We start from the raw sequence: 26,098 nt of genomic DNA on the forward strand, positions 1-26,098 counted from the left end.
AAAAAGCCCCGATTGTTACGATCGGGGCTGTATATTTTACTTTACGCTGTGAACGCGCAGGTCAGCGTGAGTTACGCATCACCGCCGAAACGACGACGACCGGTGGAGTCATCGCGACGCGGACCACGGCTTTCACGACGCTCGCCGCTGAAACGGCGACCTTCGCTACGGCCGCCTTCACGACGTTCACCGCTAAAATTACGACCGCCTTCACGACGTTCGCCGCTAAAGCTACGACCACCGCCACGACGCTCACCACCGGTATGCGGCTGAGCATCACCCAGCAACTGCATATTCATCGGCTTGTTCAGAATGCGGGTACGCGTGAAGTGCTGAAGCACTTCACCCGGCATACCTTTCGGCAGCTCGATGGTGGAGTGAGACGCGAACAGCTTAATGTTACCAATGTAACGGCTGCTGATGTCGCCTTCGTTAGCGATCGCGCCCACGATATGGCGAACTTCAACGCCATCATCGCGGCCCACTTCAATGCGGTACAACTGCATATCGCCAACGTCACGACGTTCACGACGCGGACGATCTTCACGGTCGCCACGCGGGCTACGGTCGTTACGATCGCGCGGACTACGGTCATCACGGTCGCGGAATTCACGCTTAGGACGCATCGGCGCATCCGGCGGCAGAATCAGCGGACGCTCGCCCTGCGCCATTTTCAGCAGCGCGGCGGCCAGCGTTTCGAGGTCCAGCTCTTCCCCTTCAGCAGACGGCTGGATTTTCGCCAGCAGCGCACGGTACTGATCCAGATCGCTGCTTTCCAACTGCTGCTGAACTTTCGCGGCGAATTTTTCCAGACGACGTTTGCCCAGCAGTTCTGCGTTCGGCAGTTCCACTTCCGGAATGGTCAGCTTCATGGTGCGTTCGATGTTACGCAGCAGACGACGCTCGCGGTTCTCAACGAACAGCAGCGCGCGGCCAGCGCGACCTGCACGACCAGTACGGCCAATACGGTGAACGTAAGACTCGGAGTCCATCGGGATGTCGTAGTTCACTACCAGGCTGATGCGCTCAACGTCCAGACCACGGGCCGCAACGTCGGTGGCGATCAGGATGTCCAGACGACCATCTTTCAGACGTTCCAGAGTCTGCTCACGCAGCGCCTGGTTCATATCGCCATTCAACGCGGCGCTGTTGTAGCCGCTACGTTCCAGCGCTTCCGCTACTTCCAGAGTCGCGTTTTTGGTACGCACGAAGATAATCGCCGCATCAAAGTCTTCCGCTTCCAGGAAACGCACCAGCGCTTCGTTTTTACGCATGCCCCACACCGTCCAGTAGCTCTGGCTGATGTCAGGACGGGTCGTCACGCTGGACTGAATGCGCACTTCCTGCGGCTCTTTCATAAAGCGGCGGGTAATGCGACGAATCGCTTCCGGCATGGTGGCGGAGAACAGAGCAGTCTGATGACCTTCCGGGATCTGCGCCATAATAGTTTCAACGTCTTCGATGAAGCCCATACGCAGCATTTCGTCGGCTTCATCCAGCACCAGACCGCTCAGTTTAGAGAGGTCGAGGGTGCCGCGTTTTAAGTGATCAAGCAGACGTCCGGGCGTACCGACAACGATCTGCGGCCCCTGACGCAGGGCGCGTAACTGCACGTCATAACGCTGACCGCCGTACAGAGCAACCACGTTTACGCCGCGCATGTGTTTAGAGAAATCTGTCATGGCTTCGGCAACCTGTACCGCCAGTTCGCGGGTTGGCGCCAGCACCAGAATCTGAGGTGCCTTCAGCTCAGGATCAAGATTGTTGAGCAGCGGTAAAGAGAACGCTGCAGTTTTGCCGCTACCGGTCTGGGCCATGCCCAGCACGTCGCGACCGCCCAGCAGATGCGGAATGCACTCTGCCTGGATTGGAGATGGTTTTTCGTAACCCAGATCGGTAAGGGCTTCAAGGATAGGAGCCTTCAGCCCCAGATCTGCAAAAGTGGTTTCGAATTCAGCCATGTAGTACGTGTGCCTCAAAATTAATGGCGGCCAGTCTACATAACTCATCATGAAATTGATCTGCAATTTTCATTGAAAAGTGTGAACCGGCTCAAAGTAGGTGTATTAACGAACAACAACGCCCTCACCCGCGAAGGTGATGGCAATCAAAAAGATTACGGGCTGATATGCTCGTCAGCTATTGCTGGTCCGATTCTGCCAGGTCATCTTGGTCCTGGCCCAGGAGCGATAATTCCAACAATGCGTATCGGTGCTCAACAAAGTTATGAACGTTGTTGGCCACCGCCAGTTTGAACAGAGCCGTGGCGCTGTCCAAATCCCCCAGACTTAGGTAGTACTTACCTAAATAGAAGTTGGTTTCACTGAGATGCTCAGCGAGCGAGGTGTTATCCGTTGCGTCCGCCTTGAGCCTGTCCATCAGCGTTGCTTCGCTAATGTCGCCCAGGTAGAACTCGACAATGTTCCATCCCCATTGCTCTTTATCCGATTTTTCGAAGCGTGCTTTTAACGCTTCTTTCGCCTGCTTCTCATTGAGCTTCTGCTCAACAAGATACAGCCACAGGCTGCGGTAAGGATCATTGGGATCGTCTTGATAAAACGCTAGCAGATCATCTTGCGCTAACTTATCACGGCCGCCGTAATACAATGCGATACCGCGGTTTAAGTGCGCGTAGTTGTAAGTTGGATCAAGCTCTAGTACAGAATCAAACGCTTCATAGGCAGCATCAAAATTGCCTGCCTGCGTTAAATAAATGCCTAAGTAATTGAATACTTCAGGCATATCCGGTCTGATTGCCAGCGCTTGTGAAAAATCATTTCGCGCTAATGCCCTCAAACCAAGACTATCATACAACACTCCGCGCTCATATAAAAGCTGTGCGCGTTCGTCATCGGTTAAAGCCCGACTGGCAAGAATCTGTTCCATACGCGCCAGAATCACTTCCTGCTGTAAAGTCGGTTGCAATGGTACTGCGAGGACTTCACTTTTACGCCAGGCGGAATTACTGCATCCTGCCAGCGTGAGTGCTGTCGCAACGAAACACCAGCGCAAAAAAGGCTTCATTTCCCACTCCCGAAGACAACGATTGAATGAACGTCCTGTTCCCCGGTGGCTCAACAAGGCGTCCAGCCAGGTCTAAAGCCCTCCGCAATGCGGAGGGCAAAAGGCAACCTTACTCGCCCTGTTCGCTCGCCGGAGCTTCCGGCGCAGCCGCAGGTTGAGACTGCTCGGTTGCTTCTTTAATGCTCAGACGTACACGGCCCTGGCGGTCAACTTCCAGAACCTTAACCGGCACTTCCTGACCCATCTGCAGATAGTCGGTCACTTTCTCTACACGCTTATCCGCGATTTGAGAGATGTGAACCAGACCTTCTTTACCGCCGCCGATGGCAACAAACGCGCCAAAGTCAACGATGCGGGTCACTTTACCATTGTAGATACGACCGACTTCGATCTCCGCGGTGATCTCTTCGATACGACGGATAGCGTATTTCGCTTTTTCACCGTCGGTCGCCGCGATCTTCACAGTACCGTCATCTTCGATTTCGATGGTAGTACCGGTCTCTTCAGTCAGCGCGCGGATCACAGAACCGCCTTTACCGATCACGTCTTTGATCTTGTCCGTGCTGATCTTGATGGTATGGATACGCGGCGCGAATTCAGAGATATCGCCGCGCGGCGCGTTGATCGCCTGTTCCATCACGCCCAGGATGTGCAGACGCGCGCCTTTCGCCTGATTCAGCGCCACCTGCATGATCTCTTTGGTGATACCTTCAATTTTGATATCCATCTGCAGCGCAGAGATACCGTCGCGGGAACCCGCCACTTTGAAGTCCATATCGCCCAGGTGATCTTCGTCGCCCAGAATGTCAGACAGTACAACGTAGTTGTCGCCTTCTTTCACCAGACCCATCGCGATACCCGCTACGGCGGCTTTAATTGGCACGCCAGCGTCCATCAGCGCCAGAGAAGCGCCGCACACGGAAGCCATAGAGGAAGAACCGTTGGATTCAGTAATCTCAGACACCACGCGAACGGTGTACGGGAATTTATCCATGTCCGGCATCACTGCCAGCACGCCGCGCTTCGCCAGACGACCGTGACCAATTTCACGACGCTTAGGAGAACCGACCATGCCGGTTTCGCCTACGGAGTACGGAGGGAAGTTGTAGTGGAACAGGAAGCTGTCAGTACGCTCGCCCATCAGTTCATCAAGCACCTGCGCGTCACGGGCAGTGCCCAGTGTTGCGGTAACCAGCGCCTGCGTTTCACCACGGGTGAACAGAGCGGAACCATGAGTACGCGGCAGCACGCCAGTGCGCACGTCCAGACCGCGGATCATGTCTTTTTCACGGCCATCGATACGCGGCTCGCCTGCCAGTACGCGGCTACGAACCACGTTTTTCTCAATCGCGTGCAGGATTTCGCCCAGTTCATTAGCGTCCAGAGTTTCATCTTCTGCGATAAGCTGATCGATGGTTTCGGATTTGATCACGTCAACCTGAGCATAGCGCTCTTGTTTATCGGTGATGCGGTACGCGTCGCTCAGACGAGATTCAGCCAGCGCAGCAACGCGCGCGTTCAGTGCGTCGTTGACGGCTTCCGGCTGCCAGTCCCAACGCGGTTTACCAGCTTCTTTCACCAGGTCGTTGATCGCCTGGATAACGACCTGTTGCTGCTCGTGACCAAATACCACCGCGCCCAGCATAGTGTCTTCGCTCAGCAGTTCAGCTTCGGATTCCACCATCAGCACAGCCGCTTCAGTACCGGCAACCACCAGGTCCAGTTTGCTCTCTTTCAGCTCGTCCTGGGTCGGGTTCAGTACGTACTGCTCGTTGATATAGCCAACACGCGCCGCGCCGATTGGGCCGTTGAACGGAATGCCGGACAGCGACAGCGCAGCGGATGCGCCGATCATCGCCACGATATCCGGGTTAACCTGCGGGTTAACGGAAACGACGGTGGCGATAACCTGCACTTCGTTAACGAAACCTTCCGGGAATAGCGGACGAACCGGGCGGTCAATCAGACGCGCGATCAGGGTTTCGCCTTCGCTTGGACGGCCTTCACGACGGAAGAAGCTGCCCGGGATACGGCCAGCAGCGTAGGTACGCTCCTGATAGTTAACGGTCAGTGGGAAGAAGTCCTGGCCTGGCTTGGCTTTTTTCTGGCCGACAACAGTAACGAATACGGCGGTGTCATCCATGCTTACCATAACAGCGGCTGTGGCCTGACGCGCCATCATGCCAGTTTCCAGCGTTACGGTATGCTGACCGTACTGGAATTTACGAACGATCGGATTAAGCAAAATAATATCCTTTCCAATTTTTGACGGCACAATACGCACCGTCGTTAATACCCGATCTTCTGCGCATCCTCGCGACTAATGACAACCCTAACCCTGATATGGGTAAAGCCTCTCATTAGCCGCGCGAACCTCTGCAACGGAAGATCATTCATAGCAACAATACATTAGTTTCCAGTGAATTGCTGCCGTCCACTTGAAAAAAGGGGCCTTAAGGCCCCTTCTTTATGAAACTCGCAAGAATTAGCGACGCAGGCCCAGACGCTCAATCAGCGCGGTGTAGCGTGCAACATCTTTACGTTTCAGGTAGTCGAGCAGTTTACGACGCTGAGAAACCATACGCAGCAGACCACGACGGCTGTGGTGATCTTTTTTGTGCTCTGCAAAGTGACCCTGCAGGTGGTTAATCTGTGCAGTCAACAGAGCAACCTGAACATCGGTAGAACCGGTGTCGTTTGCGTCACGACCGAACTCAGAAACGATTTTAGCTGTAGCTTCAGTACTTAGAGACATTTTAAAACTCCAAAGTATTTAAGAATGAAAGGACGCCGATCTCTAATTCAGCGGTCCCAGTGTATACACTTCATCCTTCAAACTGCCTCTGTGTTGGCTGCATCCGCTCACCTCAGTCACTTACTTGAGTAAGCCCCTGAGGATGTAATGAGAGATATCCTTGTCCCTCACCAGAGGCAGCCTTAGGCTGTTCAAATTCGTTCCAGACGAATTTGTCTCTTCCTTGCCGCCTTGATGCAGCTCGAATGATTTTGTGTACACGCCCGCAAACTGTTAAATAATTTACGCGACGTTAAACGGCGGTATTCTACTCGTAGCGCTCTCTTATCGCAAGACGAAGCGACGTTATGCCGGATACTCTACTACCAGTCGACGGGGCGCAACACGACCTTCGTCGTCAATTTCGCCCATACCGATAAATTTACCGTCTTCACCTTCCGTCACACGAACCAGTCCATTCAACGGCGCGCCCGTGGTACGAACCGGGTTGCCATTTTTGAAGTATACCGAAGACGTTAACGGCAGATTAACAACAGGATAGTCCGAAGCAGGACTATCCATTGGCATCAATAATGGATCGAGCAACTGCGCTGCCGGAACGCCTTGCTGTTCCGCCTGCGCCACCAGCGTCTGCAAATGCTCCAGCGTGACCATTCGCTCTACCGGATACTTACTTACCGTCAGACGGCGCAGGTAAATGACGTGTGCGCCGCAGCCCAGTTTCTCACCTAAATCGTCAATAATGGTACGAATATAGGTGCCTTTCGAGCAGTGAACTTCCAGTTCAAGCTCGTTACCTTCGTGGCGAATAAACAGCAGTTCGTAGACGGTAATCGGGCGGGCTTCGCGCGGCACTTCGATACCCTGACGGGCATATTCGTACAGCTTCTTGCCCTGATACTTCAGCGCTGAATACATTGACGGAATCTGTTCGATATCCCCACGAAAGGTCTCCAGCGCGCTCGCAAGCTGCCCGGCGCTGAAAGTCACCGGACGCTCCAGCACGATTTGACCATCGGCGTCAGAGGTATCCGTACGCTGCCCCAGACGGGCAATAACACGATAGCGTTTGTCAGAATCCAGCAGGTACTGCGAAAATTTTGTCGCTTCACCGAGGCAAATCGGCAACATGCCGGTCGCCAGCGGGTCCAGCGCGCCGGTATGCCCGGCGCGGTTGGCATTATAGATGCGCTTAACTTTCTGCAGCACGTCATTGCTGGACATGCCCTGCGGCTTATCCAGCAGCAGAACGCCGTGAATATCGCGGCCACGACGACGAGGACGACTCATCAATCCTCCTTGCTGTCGTCCGGGTTCACACGACGTTCTTCGTCATGTTTCACCACGTTAGTCACCAGGTTGGACATACGCATCCCTTCCACCAGCGAGTTATCGTAGAAGAAGGTGAGTTCCGGCACGATACGCAGGCGCATCGCTTTACCCAGCAGGCTACGGATAAATCCGGACGCTTCCTGCAACGCTTTGATACCCGCTTTCACCGCGTCTTCATCTTTGTCGTTCAGGAAGGTCACAAACACTTTGGCATAGGCCAGGTCACGGGACATTTCGACACCGGAGACGGTGGTCATCATGCCCAGGCGCGGGTCTTTAATTTCGCGCTGCAGGATGATGGCAATCTCTTTTTGCATCTCCTGGGCCACACGCTGCGGGCGACCGAATTCTTTCGCCATAATAAATTCTCCAGAATAAAGACAAAAAAGGGGCATTCAGCCCCTTTTAAATTCATGCCGGGTGGCGCTTCGCTTACCCGGCCTACGCAAAATTATCTTCTAAGTATTTTGGGTTGCAACAAGGCGGCAAGAGTGTGAATCCCCGGGAGCATAGATAACTATGTGACCGGGGTGAACACTCGTAGCCAACGCAGTTGCGGCCCGAAAGACGACGAAGATTAAGCGATGGTACGTTGGATCTCGATAATCTCGAACACTTCAATCATATCGCCAACGCGAACGTCGTTGTAGTTCTTCACGCCGATACCACATTCCATGCCGTTACGGACTTCGTTAACGTCATCTTTGAAGCGGCGCAGGGATTCCAGCTCGCCTTCATAGATAACCACGTTGTCGCGCAGTACGCGGATTGGGTTATGGCGTTTAATCGTACCTTCGGTAACCATACAGCCCGCGATCGCGCCGAATTTCGGCGATTTGAACACATCGCGCACTTCAGCCAGACCGATGATCTGCTGTTTCAGTTCCGGAGACAGCATACCGCTCATCGCAGCTTTCACTTCGTCGATCAGGTTATAGATGACGGAGTAGTAACGCAGATCCAGGCTTTCAGACTCGATCACTTTACGCGCAGATGCATCGGCACGCACGTTGAAGCCGACCAGAATCGCGTTGGACGCCGCAGCCAGGGTGGCGTCAGTTTCGGTGATGCCCCCTACGCCGGAACCGATGATCTTCACTTTAACTTCGTCAGTAGACAGTTTCAGCAAGGAGTCGGAGATCGCTTCCACGGAACCCTGTACGTCAGCCTTCAGCACGATGTTCACTTCGTGAACTTCGCCTTCGGTCATGTTGGCGAACATGTTCTCAAGTTTCGATTTTTGCTGACGCGCCAGTTTCACTTCACGGAATTTGCCCTGACGGTACAGCGCCACTTCACGCGCTTTCTTCTCGTCACGGACCACGGTGACTTCGTCACCGGCAGCCGGAACGCCAGACAGGCCGAGAATTTCCACCGGAATGGACGGACCCGCTTCCAGCACTTCCAGACCCAGCTCGTTACGCATCGCGCGCACACGGCCATATTCGAAGCCGCACAGCACGATATCGCCTTTGTGCAGCGTACCTTCGCGTACCAGAACGGTAGCCACCGGACCACGACCTTTATCAAGGAAGGATTCAATGACCGCGCCGCTCGCCATACCTTTACGTACGGCTTTCAGCTCCAGGACTTCGGCTTGCAGCAGGATCGCGTCCAGCAGTTCGTCGATACCGGTGCCCGCTTTCGCAGACACGTGGACGAACTGGCTTTCACCGCCCCACTCTTCCGGCAGAATGCCGTACTGGGACAGCTCGTTCTTCACACGATCCGGATCGGCTTCCGGCTTATCAATTTTGTTCACCGCCACAACCACCGGCACACCTGCCGCTTTCGCGTGCTGGATAGCTTCGATAGTCTGCGGCATCACGCCGTCGTCTGCCGCCACCACCAGAACCACGATATCCGTTGCCTGGGCGCCGCGAGCACGCATGGAGGTAAACGCGGCGTGGCCCGGGGTGTCCAGGAAGGTGATCATACCGTTGTCAGTTTCAACGTGGTATGCGCCGATGTGCTGGGTAATGCCGCCCGCTTCGCCAGAGGCCACCTTCGTTGAACGAATGTAGTCCAGCAGAGAGGTTTTACCGTGGTCAACGTGACCCATGATGGTCACAACCGGTGCGCGCGGTTCAGCCGCAGCGCCGGTGTCACGGTCGCTCATTACCGCTTCTTCCAGTTCGTTTTCACGACGCAGGATAACCTTATGGCCCATCTCTTCGGCGACCAACTGTGCGGTTTCCTGGTCTATGACCTGGTTGATGGTAGCCATGGCGCCCAGTTTCATCATCGCTTTGATGACCTGAGAGCCTTTAACCGCCATCTTGTTCGCCAGTTCGCCAACGGTGATGGTTTCACCGATCACCACGTCGCGGTTAACGGCCTGAACGGGCTTCTGGAAGCCTTGCTGTAAAGAAGACCCTTTACGCTTACCACCTTTACCGCCGCGAACCGCAGCACGCGCTTCTTCACGATCGGCTTTGGATTCGGCATGTTTGCCTTTTTTCGCCGGACGAGCCGCTTTCGCATTACGGCCACGACCGCGACCGCCTTCTACTTCACGATCGCTTTCGTCTTCGGCCTGGCGAGCGTGCTGAGAAGTGGTGACATGATAGTCACTGGTGTCTTCTACAGGCTCAGGCGTTGCGGTCCATTTGTTTTCTTCCGCCATGCGGCGAGCTTCTTCTGCTACACGACGCGCTTCTTCTTCGAGTTTGCGACGTGCTTCTTCTTCCGCTTTACGCTTCAGTTCTGCAGCTTCATTCTCACGGCGGGCTTTTTCGGCCTGGGCGGTTTTGGTCATATCGTCAGTCTGTTGATTGCTCACTTTGTCTTTTTCCGCAGCTTCACGTTTCGCTTTTTCAGCGGCTTCACGCTTAGCTTGTTCTGCGGCCTCGCGTTCAGCTTTTTGTTGCGCCTCGCGTTTGGCCTGTTCTTCTGCCTCACGACGGGCTTGCTCTTCCGCTTCACGCTGCGCCTGTTCTTCCGCGGCAAGGCGTTCAGCCTCTTGCGGGTCGCGTTTTACAAAGGTGCGCTTCTTGCGGACTTCGATTTGTACCGATTTACTTTTTCCACCGGTACCTGGAATATTCAGGGTACTGCGCGTTTTACGCTGCAGCGTCAGTTTATCGGGACCAGAAACCGCTTCGCGGTTCAGGTGCGCCAGTAAAGTCTGTTTTTCTTGTGCGGACACAGAGTCGTCAGCAGATTTCCGGATACCTGCATCAGCAAACTGCTGTACCAGGCGATCCACGGAAACCTGTCTCTCTGCGGCCAGCGCTTTTACGGTTACATCTGTCATGCTGTTCCTTCCTGCTACAGTTTATTACGCTTCGTCGCCGAACCAGCAAATATTACGGGCAGCCATAATCAGCTCACCGGCTTTTTCGTCGGTCACCCCTTCGATATCAGCCAGATCATCAATGCCCTGGTCGGCGAGATCTTCCAGCGTACAAACACCACGAGCCGCCAGTTTGAAAGCCATATCGCGATCTAATCCTTCCAGATTCAGCAGATCGTCAGCCGGTTTATTATCACCGAGGCTTGCTTCCTGGTCCTGCGCCAGAGTGGCCAGTGCGTTTTTAGCACGCTCGCGCAGTGCTTCAACGGTCGGCTCATCAAGGCCGTCAATTTCCAGCAGTTCTTTCATTGGCACATAAGCCAGTTCTTCGAGCGTGGAGAAACCTTCTTCTACCAGAACGGTCGCGAACTCTTCATCAATATCAAGATATTTAGTAAAGATCTCGATAGCGGCATGTGTTTCAGCCTGATGTTTAGCCTGCAGGTCATCAACGGTCATTACGTTGAGTTCCCAGCCGCTCAATTGCGAAGCCAGGCGGACGTTCTGACCATTACGTCCGATCGCCTGCGCCAGATTACCGGCTTCAACGGCGATATCCATGGTATGTTTATCTTCGTCCACCACGATAGACGCGACGTCTGCCGGCGCCATCGCATTAATGACGAACTGCGCCGGGTTATCATCCCACAGCACGATATCAATACGCTCGCCGCCCAGCTCGGTAGAGACCGCCTGAACGCGCGCGCCGCGCATACCCACGCAAGCGCCGACCGGATCGATACGCTTATCGTTGGTTTTCACCGCGATTTTCGCACGAGAACCCGGATCGCGAGCCGCAGCTTTAATTTCAATCACTTCTTCGCCGATTTCCGGCACTTCAATGCGGAAAAGTTCAATTAGCATTTCCGGCCTGGAACGGGTGACGAATAGTTGCGCGCCACGCGCTTCCGGGCGAACAGCATACAGCACACCGCGAATACGGTCGCCAGGACGGAAGTTTTCACGCGGTAGCATATCTTCACGCAGAATCACCGCTTCAGCGTTACCGGCCATCCCTTCGGATTTAATTTCCAGAGAGATATTGTCGCGGTTCACTTTCTTCACCACGCCAGTGACGATTTCGCCTTCCTGGTCGCGGAACTGATCGACAACCATCGCCCGTTCGGCTTCACGGACTTTCTGCACGATAACCTGTTTCGCAGTCTGCGTGGTGATACGGTCAAAGGTGACAGATTCAATCTGATCTTCAACATAGTCGCCGACATTCAGGCTTTCGTCTTCAAAGCGCGCCGCTTCCAGTGTAATTTCCTTCGTCGGCATGGTCACTTCTTCAACGATCAACCAACGGCGGAAAGTATCAAAATCACCGCTTTTACGATCGATTTCTACACGAACATCGATCTCCTGCTCATATTTTTTCTTTGTTGCTGTCGCCAGCGCACTTTCCAGCGCTTCAAAAATTTTTTCGCGTGGCAGCGCTTTTTCGTTGGAGACGGCTTCAACAACAGCCAAAATTTCTTTGTTCATCGCGGGCTTTTCACCTCATCCAGACTGTTAAAAGTGGGGAACCAGGTTCGCCTTCTGGATATTACTCAGCGCGAACACTTCATCTTTGCCTTCGACTGTGACGGTAATCATTTCACCGTCCACCGCTTTGATAATGCCCTGCCACTTGCGACGGTTCTGTACCGCCATGCGAAGAACCAGCGCGACTTCTTCACCCTGGAAACGCGCATAATGATCGGCAGTGAACATAGGACGGTCGAGACCCGGTGACGAGACTTCAAGGTTGTAAGCCACGGAGATAGGATCTTCAACGTCCAGCACCGCGCTTACCTGGTGGCTCACATCAGCACAATCATCAACATTGATGCCATCTTCACTATCAATATAGATGCGCAGTGTGGATGTGCGACCGCGAATAAATTCGATGCCGACCAGCTCATAGCCTAAGGCTTCAACTGGCGCTGTAATCATCTCTGTTAATTTTTGCTCTAATGTGGACAAGCCCACCCCCAAGACATAAAAAAAGGGCCTAAAGCCCAGTTATTCTGTAGTCAGATAACAAAAAACCCCGATAAATCGGGGCTTTAGATAACTGAACCCTATAACCGCAACTGCGGTCTGGTGTACCTTCCGAAAGAATTTTTTTCAAATCCAGCTACGAAGGACATAATCTTCACAGTATATTTGAAAAAGAACTCTAAGGGAAAGTGGTTGCGGGGGCCGGATTTGAACCGACGACCTTCGGGTTATGAGCCCGACGAGCTACCAGGCTGCTCCACCCCGCGCCTGAAACGTGGCAAATTCTACTCGTTTTGGGTAAAAAATGCAAATACTGCTGGGATTTGGTACCGAGGACGGGACGTAAAATCTGCGCACAGTATAGTGACCAGGCATGAGTAATGTCAACCTTATTCCCAATATGCAGATGAATGAATATCACTCTTCGTTATACTCATCCCACCTCTCCGGCTTATACACGCATTTCACAACGTTATTTTAGTAAACCCTCACTAAACGCTTCCTGTCTCTGATAAAAGATGATTAAATGAAAACTCATTTATTTTGCATAAAAATGCACCGAAACAGAAAACCGATCTCATTATCAGTCAATCAAGCAGGGTTCTATTCTATGACGACGATTCTTAAGCATCTTCCAGCAGGTCAACGTATTGGTATCGCTTTTTCCGGCGGTCTGGACACCAGCGCCGCACTGCTGTGGATGCGACAAAAAGGAGCTGTCCCATATGCATATACTGCGAATCTGGGACAACCGGATGAGGATGACTATGACGCCATTCCTCGTCGCGCAATGGAGTATGGCGCAGAGAACGCTCGCCTGATTGATTGCCGCAAGCAGTTGGTTGCAGAAGGGATCGCGGCGATTCAGTGCGGCGCTTTCCATAATACGACTGGCGGGCTGACCTATTTCAATACCACGCCGCTGGGCCGTGCCGTGACCGGCACGATGCTGGTCGCAGCGATGAAAGAAGACGGCGTGAATATCTGGGGTGACGGCAGCACCTATAAAGGCAACGATATTGAACGTTTCTATCGTTACGGCCTGCTGACGAATGCTGAATTACAGATTTACAAACCGTGGCTGGATACTGACTTTATCGATGAGCTGGGCGGTCGCCATGAGATGTCTGAATTTATGATTGCCTGCGGTTTCGACTATAAGATGTCAGTCGAAAAAGCCTATTCCACCGACTCCAATATGCTCGGCGCCACGCATGAAGCGAAAGATCTGGAGTTTCTTAATTCCAGCGTCAAGATCGTCAACCCGATTATGGGCGTGAAGTTCTGGGACGAAGAGGTGAAGATTCCGGCGGAAGAAGTGACCGTCCGTTTTGAGCAGGGACATCCGGTAGCGCTGAATGGCAAAACCTTCAGCAATGATGTTGAGATGATGCTGGAAGCGAATCGCATCGGTGGCCGCCACGGCCTGGGCATGAGCGACCAAATTGAAAACCGCATCATTGAAGCGAAAAGCCGCGGTATTTATGAAGCCCCCGGAATGGCGCTGCTACACATCGCCTATGAGCGTCTGCTGACCGGTATCCACAATGAAGATACCATCGAGCAGTATCACGCCCATGGCCGCCAACTGGGTCGTCTGCTGTATCAGGGCCGCTGGTTCGACTCTCAGGCGCTGATGCTGCGCGATTCCCTGCAACGCTGGGTAGCCAGCCAGGTGACGGGCGAGGTCACGCTGGAGCTGCGTCGCGGCAACGACTACTCAATTCTGAACACCGTATCCGACAATCTGACCTATAAGCCAGAACGTTTAACCATGGAAAAAGGCGATTCCGTATTCTCGCCAGACGATCGTATCGGTCAGTTGACGATGCGTAACCTGGACATCACCGATACGCGTGAAAAACTGTATGGCTATGCGCAGTCTGGCCTGCTGGCGACATCGTCCGCCACCGGTTTACCGCAGGTCGGCAGTCTGGAAAACAATGCAAAGTAACCGAATGATATTTCTCACAGGCCGCGCAAGCGGCCTTTTTTATGGGGGATGATAACTGTAGGCCGAATAAGGCGTACACGCCGCCATCCGGCATTGATTGCCTGGCGACGCTACGCTTATCAGGCCTACATGCCACATCATTTGACGGGGCTCAGACGAAAAAAAAGACGCTTTTCAGCGTCTCTTTTCTGGAATATTGGTACCGAGGACGGGACTTGAACCCGTAAGCCCTATTGGGCACTACCACCTCAAGGTAGCGTGTCTACCAATTCCACCACCTCGGCACGGATACTATTATTAACGCGGGATATCGCTGGTCGGCTGGGCCGGCGCAGCAGGTTGAGTCTGCTCGGTCTTCGCCGGTGCGCTCAGGTTTTCCCACTCGCTTCCTTTATTGGTTTTGTTGCTATTGATATTACCCAACACCAGACTGATGATGAAGAACAGCGTCGCCAGTACCGCCGTCATTCGGGTCATGAAGTTACCAGAACCACTTGAACCAAATAGCGTAGCGGAAGCGCCTGCTCCGAAGGAGGCTCCCATATCAGCGCCTTTACCTTGCTGCAGCATGATCAGACCCACAAGGCCAATTGCCACAATAAGGAAAACAACTAAAAGAGCTTCGTACATAATCAACCTGTTCCTTGCGGAGTTGCCGCGTACCAATGCTTCTACCAATAAAGCGGGATTTTTACTGTTTCCCACTGAAGCGGGTGTGAATACTAACCAAAGCGAATGACCTTCGCAAGGGCAATTTAAGCGCATTGTATCAACTGCGGAAAAAAACAGCAAAAGCGTTGTTTTTTACGGACAGTAAGGCGGCAACCGCCGCCTTTTTAGTCACTTAAACGATTAAACGGCTTTTACCGCGTCCGCAATACGATGGGCGAATGCCGTAACCTGCGCTTCATCCTCGCCTTCAACCATCACGCGAATCAGCGGTTCGGTACCGGATTTACGTAGCAGTACCCGCCCACGATTGCCGAGCGTGGCTTCTACGTCCGCCGTTACCGCTTTCACCGCTTCATTTTCCAGCGGATCGCCACTACCGGCGGTGTAACGCACGTTAACCAGAATCTGCGGGAACATTTTCATACCGCTGCACAGATCGTGCAAACTCATGTGATTACGCACCATCGCCGCCAAAACTTGTAGCCCCGCAACGATACCGTCGCCAGTGGTCGTTTTATCCAGCAGAATAACGTGACCAGAGTTTTCCGCGCCGATGCGCCAGCCTTTTTCCTGCAATTTTTCCAGCACGTAGCGGTCACCCACTTTCGCCCTGGCAAACGGAATGCCGAGCTGTTTAAGCGCCAGCTCCAGACCCATATTGCTCATCAGCGTCCCCACCGCGCCACCGCGCAGTTGGCCCTGGCGCAGCCCTTCGCGTGCGATGATATACATGATCTGATCGCCATCGACTTTTGCGCCTTCGTGGTCAACCATGATGACGCGGTCGCCGTCGCCGTCCAGCGCGATACCGAGGTCCGCTTTCTCCGCCAACACGCGCGCCTGCAACGCGCGCACGTCGGTCGCGCCCACTTCTTCGTTAATGTTGACGCCGTTTGGCTCACAGCCGATGGCGATAACGGTCGCGCCCAGCTCGCGCAGCACATTCGGCGCGATGTGGTAGGTGGCGCCGTTGGCGCAATCCACGACCACTTTCAGGCCATTAAGGCTCAGCTCGTTCGGGAAGGTGCCTTTACAGAACTCAATATAACGTCCGGCGGCGTCGACGATGCGACTCGCTTTCCCCAGCTCAGCGGAGTCTACGCAGGTGATCTCTTTTTCCATTTCGGCTTCGATGGCTTCTTCCACATCGTCAGGCAGTTTCGTGCCATCGATAGAGAAGAATTTAATCCCGTTATCATAGAACGGGTTATGCGAAGCCGAGATAACGATACCCGCCTCCGCGCGGAAAGTCCGCGTCAGATAGGCGACGGCCGGCGTTGGCATAGGTCCGGTAAACGAGGCCGACAGCCCCGCAGCGGCAAGGCCCGCCTCCAGCGCGGATTCCAGCATATAGCCAGAAATACGCGTATCTTTACCGATAATAATTTTACGCGAACCATGACGCGCCAGCACTTTTCCGGCAGCCCAACCCAGTTTAAGCACAAAATCAGGTGTAATGGGGGCATCGCCTACACGCCCGCGAATCCCATCGGTGCCGAAATATTTACGATTACTCATAGCGTTTGTTTCCCTTTGCAGACAGAGTGGCTTCTACCACCCGCATCGCCTCTACGGTTTCTTTGACGTCATGGACGCGAATGATCTGCGCGCCCTGCATCGCGGCAATTACTGCGCACGCAAGGCTGCCGTTCAGACGGTCTGATGGCCCCACGTTAAGTAGCTGACCAACCATCGTTTTACGCGACATGCCCACCAGCAGCGGCAGGTTAAAATGATGAAACTCACCCAGTCGCGCCAGTAAGGTATAGTTGTGAGAGAGATTTTTACCGAAACCGAATCCGGGGTCGAGCAACAATTTCTCTTTTGCGATGCCGGCCTTTTCACAACGTGCTATTTGCTCAATAAAGTAGCGATTCACCTCGGCAAAGACATCGTCATATTTCGGCGCATTCTGCATGGTTTTGGGGTTGCCCTGCATATGCATAAGACTGACCGGCAAGCCAGTTTCCGCCGCGGCTTCCAACGCGCCAGGCTCGGAAAGCGAACGGACATCATTGATAATATGCACGCCCGCCCTCGCCGCTTCACGGATCACCTCGGGTTTAGAGGTATCCACAGAAATCCACACTTCAAAACGTTGCGCTATTGCTTCCAGCACCGGAATGACGCGATCCAGCTCTTCTTCCACGCTCACTTCCGCCGCGCCTGGCCGCGTTGATTCACCACCCACATCAATAATTGTCGCCCCGGCATTCACCATTAAATTCGCATGTTTCACCGCCTCAATCAGCGTGTTATGCGCGCCGCCGTCGGAGAAAGAATCCGGTGTTACGTTCAGGATACCCATAACATGCGGATGAGTGAGATCGAGCGTGGCGCCCTGAGCGAAGAGTTTCATGGTCAAAATCCCTGTTTTATTTATGGTGAGTTAAAAAAGAAAAACCCCGGGGCAAGCCCCAGGGTTTCGGTGAGCGCTAAACATAGTGTTGTACAACAAACGCTTATTTGTCGCCCAACTGCTCTGACATCGTGTTGCCCGGGTTCGGCGTGCGTGGTTCATCAACCGGACGCGGCGCACGAGGCGTACCATTGCTGTCAGAGTTATTGGTGCCGTTTGGATCTTCCCAGCCCGCAGGCGGACGCACTTCACGACGCGCCATCAAGTCATCAATCTGCGGCGCATCGATGGTTTCATATTTCATCAGCGCATCTTTCATGGCGTGCAGAATATCCATATTATCAGTCAGGATCTGACGGGCGCGATTGTAGTTACGTTCAATCAGCGCTTTCACTTCCTGGTCGATGATACGCGCAGTTTCATCGGACATATGCTTCGCTTTCGCGACGCTACGGCCGAGGAACACTTCACCCTCTTCTTCTGCGTACAGCAACGGACCGAGTTTCTCCGAGAAGCCCCACTGGGTCACCATGTTACGCGCCAGGTTCGTCGCGACTTTAATGTCGTTCGACGCGCCAGTGGAAACATGCTCAACGCCGTAGATAATCTCTTCCGCCAGACGGCCGCCGTACAGGGTAGAGATCTGACTTTCCAGCTTCTGACGGCTGGCGCTGATCGCGTCGCCTTCAGGCAGAAAGAAGGTCACACCCAACGCACGACCACGTGGGATAATCGTCACTTTGTGCACCGGATCGTGTTCCGGCACCAGGCGACCGATAATCGCGTGGCCCGCTTCGTGGTACGCGGTCGACTCTTTCTGCGCTTCCGTCATCACCATGGAGCGACGTTCGGCGCCCATCATGATTTTGTCTTTCGCTTTCTCGAACTCGACCATTGACACTACGCGTTTGTTGCCGCGTGCGGCAAACAGCGCCGCTTCGTTGACCAGGTTCGCCAGGTCTGCACCGGAGAAGCCCGGTGTACCGCGCGCGATGATCGCCGCATCAATGTCCGTCGCTAACGGTACGCGACGCATATGCACCTTCAGAATCTGCTCACGACCGCGAACATCCGGCAGGCCAACCACCACCTGACGGTCAAAACGACCTGGACGCAGCAGCGCAGGGTCAAGGACGTCAGGACGGTTGGTCGCCGCGATAACGATGATACCTTCGTTACCTTCGAAGCCGTCCATCTCAACCAGCATCTGGTTCAACGTCTGCTCACGTTCATCATGACCGCCGCCAAGACCTGCGCCACGCTGGCGACCTACGGCGTCAATTTCATCGATGAAGATAATGCACGGCGCCGCTTTCTTGGCCTGTTCGAACATGTCGCGCACACGGGATGCACCAACACCAACGAACATTTCCACAAAGTCAGAACCGGAAATCGTAAAGAATGGCACCTTCGCTTCACCTGCAATGGCTTTTGCCAGCAGGGTTTTACCGGTACCCGGCGGTCCGACCATCAGAACGCCTTTCGGAATTTTACCGCCCAGCTTCTGGAAGCGGCTCGGTTCACGCAGGTATTCAACCAGTTCCGCCACTTCTTCTTTCGCTTCGTCACAGCCCGCGACGTCAGCAAACGTGGTTTTGATCTGATCTTCCGTCAGCATACGCGCCTTGCTCTTACCGAACGACATGGCGCCTTTGCCACCGCCGCCCTGCATCTGACGCATGAAGAAGATCCAGACGCCGATCAGCAACAGCATCGGGAACCAGGAAATGAAGATAGAAGCCAGCAGGCTTGGCTCTTCGGGAGGTTCGCCAACAACCTTGACGTTTTTAGTCAGCAGGTTATCAAGCAGCTTCGGATCATTAATCGGAATGTAAGTCGTGTAACGGTTACTATCTTTCTTGGTAACGTTGATCTCACGTCCGTTGATACGCGCTTCGCGAACCTGGTCCTGATTGACCTCTTGCAGGAAGGTAGAGTAATCCACCTTACGGCCATTAGACTCGCTGGGCCCAAAGCTCTGGAATACTGACATCAGCACAACGGCAATGACCAGCCAGAGTATTAGGTTTTTCGCCATGTCACTCAAGGGATTAACCTCTTATTACAACTGTGTTAAAAACAGCGTCAGGATACTCTATATCCAGTTTCTTTCAAACCTTACGTCTGAAATCTGCCGGTTATCACTTTCGCCCGGTCGCTACAATGTACACTTCACGCGAACGCGCACGCGAAGAGTCCGGCTTACGAACTTTGACCTTCGTAAACAGGGAGCGAATTTCCCTTAGATACTCATCGAAACCTTCGCCCTGGAACACCTTCACTACAAAACTTCCGCCTGGCGCCAGCACATCGCGGCACATCTCTAACGCCAGCTCCACCAGATACATGGCGCGGGGGATATCCACCGCCGGTGTTCCGCTCATGTTTGGTGCCATATCCGACATGACAACTTGTACTTTACTGTCACCCACGCGTTCCAGTAACGCTTTCATGACAAGTTCATCACGAAAATCGCCCTGAAGAAAGTCCACACCAACGATAGGATCCATAGGTAAAAGATCACAAGCGATGATACGGCCTTTACCGCCAATCTGCGTGACCACATATTGTGACCAGCCTCCTGGCGCAGCGCCGAGATCGACTACCGTCATTCCCGGCTTAAAAAGTTTGTCACTTTGCTGTATTTCATCAAGTTTAAACCAGGCACGGGAGCGTAGCCCCTTTTTCTGCGCCTGTTGAACATATTTATCGCTAAAGTGTTCCTGAAGCCAGCGGCTTGAGCTGGCAGAACGCTTTTTACCTGTCATTTAACTTTCCCGTCGGGGCAGTTCATCGTAGCCAATGGCGTAAATTTCTACACGCCTATTTGGCGATATAAGGGAGATGGCGGTAGAATGACCCGTTTTCAATCCCAACGTAAGCAAAAATATACGATGAATCTGAGTACTAAACAAAAACAGCACCTAAAAGGTCTGGCACATCCGCTCAAGCCTGTTGTTATGCTTGGCAATAATGGTTTGACCGAAGGGGTACTGGCCGAGATTGAACAAGCGTTAGAGCACCATGAACTTATCAAGGTGAAAATCGCCTCGGAAGATCGCGAAACAAAAACCTTGATCGTGGACGCTATCGTGCGCGAAACCGGCGCCTGTAACGTACAGGTCATCGGTAAAACGCTGGTGCTGTATCGCCCAACTAAAGAGCGTAAAATCTCGCTGCCGCGTTAAGGATATCCTAAAGTCGAACACAAAATCTGTGTAAAACGAGGGGTTTTCCACGAGCAGGAGAGCAAAATGCCACGCTCTCTCCGTTGATAAAAGGCCGCTATGCGGCCTTTTTCCTTTCTTTACAATACACCAACAATTTGCGTATTGAGTACTACTTAAAGGTATTCCACTTTAAGCACTTCGTATTCCACATCGCCGCCAGGCGTTTTGATCACCACGACGTCATCCTGCTCTTTGCCGATCAGGCCGCGAGCGATTGGCGAGTTTACCGAAATGAGATTTTGCTTAAAATCCGCCTCATCATCGCCAACAATACGGTAGGTCTGCTCTTCGTCGGTGTCCAGGTTCAGCACCGTGACGGTAGCGCCAAAAATCACGCGACCATTGTTCGGCATTTTGGTGACATCAATCACCTGCGCATTCGACAGTTTTGCTTCGATATCTTTAATACGTCCTTCGCAGAAACCCTGCTGTTCGCGTGCAGCATGATACTCCGCGTTTTCTTTTAAATCGCCATGTTCACGCGCTTCGGCGATAGCGGCGATGATTTCAGGACGGCGCACAGATTTCAGAAAATCCAGCTCTTCGCGCAGTTTTTCGGCACCGCGTAAGGTCATCGGAATAGCTTGCATTTGTTATACCTCTTGAACATTCCTGTAGGGGGCAATGAACTCTACCCCGGCTGCTAAGCCAGCCCCGGCATATGCCATACCAGGGTCAGAAGCAAAAAAACACCAACCCGGGCGCGCAGTCCCAGGTCAGCTACAATTTCCTCTTTGATAACCATTTTACCCTGGAGTTCCCTATGGGTCATCGTTTACTTTTTAGGGCGTTGCGCCGTAGTATGACGGCTTGTTTCCAGGGTGTTAGCGCGAGATTATGCGATTTTCCAGATTTATCATCGGATTGACTACCAGTATAGCGTTCAGCGTTCAGGCCGCGAATATTGACGAATACATCAAACAGCTTCCGGCTGGCGCCAACCTCGCGCTGATGGTGCAAAAGGTTGGCGCGCCCGCGCCGGCTATTGATTACCATAGTCAGCAGATGGCGCTTCCCGCCAGCACCCAAAAAGTGATTACCGCGCTGGCGGCGCTGATTCAACTCGGCCCGGATTTCCGTTTTACGACCACGCTGGAGACCAAAGGCAGCGTCGATAACGGCATCTTAAAAGGTGACTTAATTGCGCGCTTCGGCGGCGATCCAACGCTAAGACGTCAGGATATTCGCAATATGGTCGCGACGCTGAAAAAGTCCGGCGTCACGCAAATCGACGGCAATGTGCTTATCGACACGTCGATTTTCGCCAGCCACGATAAAGCGCCAGGCTGGCCGTGGAACGACCTGACGCAGTGTTTCAGCGCGCCTCCCGCCGCCGCCATCGTTGACCGCAACTGTTTTTCTGTGTCGCTTTATAGCGCGCAAAAACCAAACGATTTAGCCTTTATTCGCGTGGCCTCTTATTATCCGGTAACGATGTTCAGCCAGGTGCGGACCCTGCCGCGCGGTTCGGCAGAAGCGCAGTATTGCGAGCTGGATGTTGTGCCTGGGGATTTGAACCGTTATACGCTTACCGGCTGTTTACCACAGCGCACCGACCCGCTGCCGCTGGCCTTTGCTATTCAGGACGGTGCCAGCTACGCGGGCGCGATCCTCAAGCAGGAGCTGAAAGAGGCCGGAATAACTTACCGCGGCACGTTGCTGCGTCAGACGCTGGTTAACGAGCCCGGAACAATCGTCGCCAGTAAACAGTCGGCGCCACTGCACGATCTGCTTAAGATTATGCTGAAAAAGTCAGACAATATGATCGCTGATACTGTTTTTCGGATGATTGGTCATGTCAGGTTTAACGTGCCTGGCACCTGGCGGGCGGGATCGGATGCCGTTCGCCAGATCCTGCGCCAACAGGCGGGAATCGACATAGGCAATACCATTATTGCCGATGGTTCAGGCCTCTCTCGTCATAACCTGATCGCTCCCGCCACGATGATGCAGGTGCTGCAATATATCGCTCAACACGATAATGAGCTGAACTTTATCTCTATGCTGCCGCTGGCGGGCTATGATGGTTCATTACAATATCGCGCCGGGCTGCATCAGGCGGGCGTAGACGGTAAGGTTTCAGCGAAAACCGGGTCACTGCAGGGGGTGTATAACCTGGCGGGCTTTATTACCACCGCAAGCGGGCAACGGATGGCATTTGTACAGTATTTGTCCGGCTACGCGGTTCCACCAGCCGATCAGCGTAATCGCCGCATCCCGTTAGTGCGCTTTGAAAGCCGGCTGTACAAGGATATTTATCAGAACAACTAGGTGGAGCGTTTGATTGCCGGATGGCGGCGCTTTGCGCCTTATCCGGCCTACAAGTATGTAGGCCCGGTAAGCGCAAGCGCCACCGGGCATTTAAAGCCGATTAACGCTTATAGATGAACTCGACGCCTTCTTCGTCGTCTTCGTCCCAGTCGTCATCCCAATCATCGTCTGCGTCTTCTTCCACTTCAGCCAACTGCTGACGATGATAATCATCCCACATGAACTCGACTTTTTCCGGCTGTTTCGCTTCTTCAGCCTGCGCGATCGGGTTCTCGATGATAAAGGTCATCACATCCCAGCAGAGATCTTTCACTCCTAGCTGACTGGCAGCGGAAATCAGATAGTATTTCCCTTCCCAGCCCAACGCTTCGGCGATCGCTTTCGCTTTCTCTTCCGCTTCGGCTTTATCCATCAGATCGATTTTGTTGAACACTAACCAGCGCGGTTTAGCCGCCAGATCCTGGCTGTATTTTTCCAGTTCGCCAATAATGATACGGGCGTTTTCCACCGGATCGGAACCGTCGATCGGATCGATATCAATGAGGTGCAGCAGTACGCGGCAACGTTCGAGGTGCTTCAGGAAGCGAATTCCCAGGCCCGCGCCTTCCGCCGCGCCTTCGATCAACCCCGGAATGTCGGCCACCACAAAACTCTTTTCGTTGTCCATACGTACCACACCCAGGCTCGGCACCAGCGTGGTAAATGGATAGTCCGCGACTTTTGGTTTTGCTGCCGATACCGCGCGAATGAACGTTGATTTACCGGCGTTTGGCATCCCCAGCATCCCGACATCCGCCAGCAGCATCAGTTCCAGCAGCAGGTCGCGCTTATCGCCCGGCGTACCGTTGGTTTTCTGGCGCGGCGTACGGTTAACCGAGGATTTGAAACGGGTATTGCCTAACCCATGCCAGCCGCCCTTCGCGACCAACAGACGCTGACCGTGTTTGGTCATGTCGCCCATCGTTTCACCGGTTCCCTGGTCGATAATGCGCGTACCGACCGGCACTTTGATGGTCACGTCTTTACCGCGTTTACCGGTACAGTCGCGGCTCGCGCCATTCTGACCACGTTCAGCGCGGAACGATTTTTCAAAGCGGTAATCGATCAGCGTATTCAGGTTTTCATCGGCTTCCATCCAGACGTCGCCGCCGTCGCCGCCATCACCGCCGTCCGGGCCGCCTTTCGGGATATATTTTTCGCGGCAGAAGCTCACACAGCCATTACCGCCATCGCCTGCAACGACCAGAATCGATGCTTCATCAACAAACTTCATTTTACTCTCCGTAAATCATTCGCCTGAGCGGGGTTGCGAAACCACCGTTTCATGCTTGCGTAAACCGCCCCAAATACGATGACCAATGGCGGAATACATCGCGCCCGCAACCACGACAAACGCACCGAGATAACCTAAAAGGTTTAACATCGGTCTGGCGAAGAAATCGGGCCAGGCCATAGATAAAAGATCTGAAAACAGCAGGGTAAATAGCGGTGTAAGCGTGATTATCGCGCTCACCTGCGCCGCCTGCCAACGCGCCATCGCTTCCGCCAGGGCGCCATATCCTACCAGCGTATTCAGCCCGCAGAAAATCAAACAGGCGAGCTGCCAGTCACTCAGTTGCGCTATCACCATCGGTTTTGCCAGCGGTAAGAGCGCTATCGTACATAAAGTGTACAGTAAAAACAGGATTTGCTGCGAGGCCAGACGTCGCAATAATATTTTTTGCGCCACGCCATAACTCACCCACACCATCGCCGCGCCTACGCCAAAAATAACGCCCCAGGTGTAGTCGGTCAGTCGGGTAAAAATCTCGATCAGACTGGTGTTAAAAAACATCACCAGCCCGCTCAATAACATCAGCGCGCCAATCACCTGCGTACCGCGCATCTTTTCTTTCAGAATAAAGACGCTGGCGACCATCATGCCGACCGGCGAAAGCTGGCCGATAACCTGCGACGCCGTTGGGCTTAAATATTGCAAGGAAGAACTGAACAAAATGAAATTACCGAACAGTCCGCAGGTCGCTATCGCCAGTAATACCAGCCAGCGCGGCTTACGAAAAATACGCAGCGGCGGCAGCTTTCTTTTTACTGCCAGTATCGCCCCGAGGCCAATACTGGCCATTAAGAAGCGGTAGAAGACAATGGTTGGAGGCTCCATCACCTCCAGCACTTGCTTCATTGCTATTGGCAGCGCTCCCCAGCACATCGCAGTAGTGAGCGCTAAAAGAATACCAATGCCTGCCTGCTGCTTCATGCCGTATTCCCTGCAAAGACCCGTTAACGGCATTCGCACAGCCACACGGGTATATTTTAGTCGGCCATCGAATGTAAAAAGCCCCGCAACAGGTGCGGGGCTCTCATCCGTTACCGGACCACGAAGAACTTACTCAGCAACGATGCTGATGTATTTACGGTTTTTCGGGCCTTTAACTTCGAATTTCACTTTACCGTCTGCTTTAGCAAACAGAGTGTGGTCACGACCGCAACCAACGTTGGTGCCAGCGTGGAATTTAGTACCACGTTGACGAACGATGATGCTGCCTGCCAGAACTGCTTCACCGCCAAAGCGTTTTACGCCCAGACGTTTAGCTTCAGAATCGCGACCGTTACGAGTCGAGCCGCCAGCCTTTTTATGTGCCATTTAATCTGCTCCCCTATTCTTAAGCGCTGATGCCGGTGATTTTCACATCAGTGAACCACTGACGATGGCCCTGCTGCTTACGGTAGTGTTTACGACGACGAAACTTAACGATTTTAACTTTCTCGCCACGACCGTGGGCAACAACTTCAGCTTTGATTACGCCGCCATCAACGAAAGGAACGCCGATTTTGACTTCTTCACCGTTTGCGATCATCAGAACTTCAGCGAACTCAATAGTTTCGCCAGTTGCGATGTCCAGCTTTTCCAGGCGAACGGTCTGACCTTCGCTTACTCGGTGTTGTTTACCACCACTTTGGAAAACCGCGTACATAAAAAACTCCGCTTCCGCGCACACCTTTTCAATGATTCAGAGCGCGCTATAAATATTCACAATAGGGCGCGAATATTACGCAAATTGCACGGCTTTGACAAGTGCTACCATCAATACATGAAGAAAAAAAACACAACGCATACGGTAACGTTTATCTGCGGCGTTTTTTCAGTACAATCAGAGTATATTTCTAACCATAAACCCTACGTTACCTCATTCAGACATGGGATAATCGGGGCGATAAGCCC

Annotated in this window: 23 protein-coding genes and 2 tRNA genes; 3 read left to right on the forward strand and 22 right to left on the reverse strand. The window is 53.3% G+C overall.

The window, feature by feature from the left end:
- Nucleotides 1–71: 71 nt before the first annotated feature.
- The 11 genes from deaD to ACE15A_RS21145 all read right to left on the reverse strand — a co-directional run bounded on the left by deaD (nt 72) and on the right by ACE15A_RS21145 (nt 12,658).
- The gene (gene deaD, locus ACE15A_RS21095; protein ID WP_053508275.1) at nt 72–1,961 is read right to left on the reverse strand and encodes an ATP-dependent RNA helicase DeaD; all 1,890 of its coding nucleotides are present in this window, start codon (nt 1,959–1,961) and stop codon (nt 72–74) included.
- Entirely contained in the window at nt 1,954–2,034 is an 81-nt protein-coding gene (yrbN, locus tag ACE15A_RS21100) for a protein YrbN (RefSeq protein WP_010723222.1), read from the reverse strand. The genes deaD and yrbN overlap by 8 nt, the downstream gene beginning before the upstream one ends.
- Before the next feature lie 105 nt (nt 2,035–2,139).
- Nucleotides 2,140–3,024 carry a lipoprotein NlpI gene (gene nlpI, locus ACE15A_RS21105; protein ID WP_023246640.1) on the reverse strand — a complete coding sequence of 295 codons (885 nt, stop codon included), beginning with the start codon at nt 3,022–3,024 and terminating at the stop codon, nt 2,140–2,142.
- Between the two features lie 109 nt (nt 3,025–3,133).
- Complete coding sequence (gene pnp / locus ACE15A_RS21110; protein ID WP_023246641.1) at nt 3,134–5,269, reverse strand: polyribonucleotide nucleotidyltransferase; 2,136 nt, start codon at nt 5,267–5,269, stop codon at nt 3,134–3,136.
- Between the two features lie 240 nt (nt 5,270–5,509).
- Nucleotides 5,510–5,779, reverse strand: coding sequence for a 30S ribosomal protein S15 (gene rpsO, locus ACE15A_RS21115; RefSeq protein WP_000059465.1), 270 nt, complete (start codon nt 5,777–5,779; stop codon nt 5,510–5,512).
- 345 nt (nt 5,780–6,124) lie between these two features.
- Nucleotides 6,125–7,069, reverse strand: a complete 945-nt coding sequence (truB, locus tag ACE15A_RS21120; RefSeq protein WP_023246642.1) for a tRNA pseudouridine(55) synthase TruB — start codon at nt 7,067–7,069, stop codon at nt 6,125–6,127.
- Nucleotides 7,069–7,470, reverse strand: a complete 402-nt coding sequence (gene rbfA / locus ACE15A_RS21125) for a 30S ribosome-binding factor RbfA (RefSeq protein ID WP_001040199.1) — start codon at nt 7,468–7,470, stop codon at nt 7,069–7,071. Before rbfA ends, truB begins: the two co-directional genes overlap by 1 nt.
- A gap of 218 nt (nt 7,471–7,688) precedes the next feature.
- Entirely contained in the window at nt 7,689–10,367 is a 2,679-nt protein-coding gene (infB, locus tag ACE15A_RS21130; RefSeq protein ID WP_053508277.1) for a translation initiation factor IF-2, read from the reverse strand.
- A 24-nt stretch (nt 10,368–10,391) separates the two neighbouring features.
- Complete coding sequence (gene nusA / locus ACE15A_RS21135) at nt 10,392–11,894, reverse strand: transcription termination factor NusA (protein ID WP_129382511.1); 1,503 nt, start codon at nt 11,892–11,894, stop codon at nt 10,392–10,394.
- A gap of 27 nt (nt 11,895–11,921) precedes the next feature.
- Nucleotides 11,922–12,374, reverse strand: coding sequence for a ribosome maturation factor RimP (gene rimP / locus ACE15A_RS21140; protein WP_000105461.1), 453 nt, complete (start codon nt 12,372–12,374; stop codon nt 11,922–11,924).
- A gap of 207 nt (nt 12,375–12,581) precedes the next feature.
- A tRNA-Met gene (locus ACE15A_RS21145) sits at nt 12,582–12,658 on the reverse strand.
- 344 nt (nt 12,659–13,002) lie between these two features.
- Here ACE15A_RS21145 and argG point away from each other — a divergent pair.
- The gene (gene argG, locus ACE15A_RS21150) at nt 13,003–14,346 is read left to right on the forward strand and encodes an argininosuccinate synthase (protein ID WP_046093092.1); all 1,344 of its coding nucleotides are present in this window, start codon (nt 13,003–13,005) and stop codon (nt 14,344–14,346) included.
- 197 nt (nt 14,347–14,543) lie between these two features.
- Here argG and ACE15A_RS21155 read toward each other — a convergent pair.
- The 6 genes from ACE15A_RS21155 to rlmE all read right to left on the reverse strand — a co-directional run bounded on the left by ACE15A_RS21155 (nt 14,544) and on the right by rlmE (nt 20,145).
- Nucleotides 14,544–14,630, reverse strand: a tRNA-Leu gene (locus ACE15A_RS21155).
- A gap of 13 nt (nt 14,631–14,643) precedes the next feature.
- Nucleotides 14,644–14,976 carry a preprotein translocase subunit SecG gene (gene secG / locus ACE15A_RS21160; protein ID WP_000272680.1) on the reverse strand — a complete coding sequence of 111 codons (333 nt, stop codon included), beginning with the start codon at nt 14,974–14,976 and terminating at the stop codon, nt 14,644–14,646.
- A 222-nt stretch (nt 14,977–15,198) separates the two neighbouring features.
- Nucleotides 15,199–16,536 carry a phosphoglucosamine mutase gene (gene glmM / locus ACE15A_RS21165; RefSeq protein WP_000071159.1) on the reverse strand — a complete coding sequence of 446 codons (1,338 nt, stop codon included), beginning with the start codon at nt 16,534–16,536 and terminating at the stop codon, nt 15,199–15,201.
- Nucleotides 16,529–17,377 (reverse strand): dihydropteroate synthase, encoded by an 849-nt coding sequence (gene folP, locus ACE15A_RS21170; RefSeq protein ID WP_023246395.1) that lies wholly within the window; start codon nt 17,375–17,377, stop codon nt 16,529–16,531. The genes glmM and folP overlap by 8 nt, the downstream gene beginning before the upstream one ends.
- A gap of 103 nt (nt 17,378–17,480) precedes the next feature.
- Complete coding sequence (ftsH, locus tag ACE15A_RS21175) at nt 17,481–19,415, reverse strand: ATP-dependent zinc metalloprotease FtsH (RefSeq protein WP_023246394.1); 1,935 nt, start codon at nt 19,413–19,415, stop codon at nt 17,481–17,483.
- A gap of 103 nt (nt 19,416–19,518) precedes the next feature.
- Nucleotides 19,519–20,145 carry a 23S rRNA (uridine(2552)-2'-O)-methyltransferase RlmE gene (rlmE, locus tag ACE15A_RS21180; protein WP_000145974.1) on the reverse strand — a complete coding sequence of 209 codons (627 nt, stop codon included), beginning with the start codon at nt 20,143–20,145 and terminating at the stop codon, nt 19,519–19,521.
- 126 nt (nt 20,146–20,271) lie between these two features.
- Here rlmE and yhbY point away from each other — a divergent pair, with 126 nt between their 5' ends.
- Nucleotides 20,272–20,565: a ribosome assembly RNA-binding protein YhbY gene (gene yhbY, locus ACE15A_RS21185; protein WP_001592995.1), complete on the forward strand. Its 294-nt coding sequence runs from the start codon at nt 20,272–20,274 to the stop codon at nt 20,563–20,565.
- A 155-nt stretch (nt 20,566–20,720) separates the two neighbouring features.
- On the opposite strand, the gene greA is transcribed toward yhbY, so the two are convergent.
- The gene (greA, locus tag ACE15A_RS21190) at nt 20,721–21,197 is read right to left on the reverse strand and encodes a transcription elongation factor GreA (protein ID WP_001148008.1); all 477 of its coding nucleotides are present in this window, start codon (nt 21,195–21,197) and stop codon (nt 20,721–20,723) included.
- A 247-nt stretch (nt 21,198–21,444) separates the two neighbouring features.
- On the opposite strand from greA, the gene dacB reads away from it, so the two are divergent.
- Nucleotides 21,445–22,878, forward strand: coding sequence for a serine-type D-Ala-D-Ala carboxypeptidase (gene dacB / locus ACE15A_RS21195; RefSeq protein WP_053508280.1), 1,434 nt, complete (start codon nt 21,445–21,447; stop codon nt 22,876–22,878).
- Between the two features lie 100 nt (nt 22,879–22,978).
- Here the strand turns inward: dacB and cgtA are convergent, their stop codons facing one another.
- From cgtA to rplU, 4 genes are all read right to left on the reverse strand, one after another.
- Nucleotides 22,979–24,151, reverse strand: coding sequence for an Obg family GTPase CgtA (gene cgtA, locus ACE15A_RS21200; protein WP_064055689.1), 1,173 nt, complete (start codon nt 24,149–24,151; stop codon nt 22,979–22,981).
- 15 nt (nt 24,152–24,166) lie between these two features.
- The gene (locus ACE15A_RS21205; protein WP_023246391.1) at nt 24,167–25,132 is read right to left on the reverse strand and encodes a DMT family transporter; all 966 of its coding nucleotides are present in this window, start codon (nt 25,130–25,132) and stop codon (nt 24,167–24,169) included.
- A gap of 129 nt (nt 25,133–25,261) precedes the next feature.
- On the reverse strand, nt 25,262–25,519 hold the full coding sequence (rpmA, locus tag ACE15A_RS21210) for a 50S ribosomal protein L27 (RefSeq protein WP_000940593.1): 258 nt from the start codon (nt 25,517–25,519) through the stop codon (nt 25,262–25,264).
- A 19-nt stretch (nt 25,520–25,538) separates the two neighbouring features.
- Nucleotides 25,539–25,850 (reverse strand): 50S ribosomal protein L21, encoded by a 312-nt coding sequence (rplU, locus tag ACE15A_RS21215; RefSeq protein ID WP_000271396.1) that lies wholly within the window; start codon nt 25,848–25,850, stop codon nt 25,539–25,541.
- Between the last annotated feature and the right edge of the window lie 248 nt (nt 25,851–26,098).

It is taken from the genome of Salmonella sp. HY31, from assembly GCF_042604575.1.
In the GTDB taxonomy this organism is placed as follows: domain Bacteria; phylum Pseudomonadota; class Gammaproteobacteria; order Enterobacterales; family Enterobacteriaceae; genus Salmonella; species Salmonella diarizonae.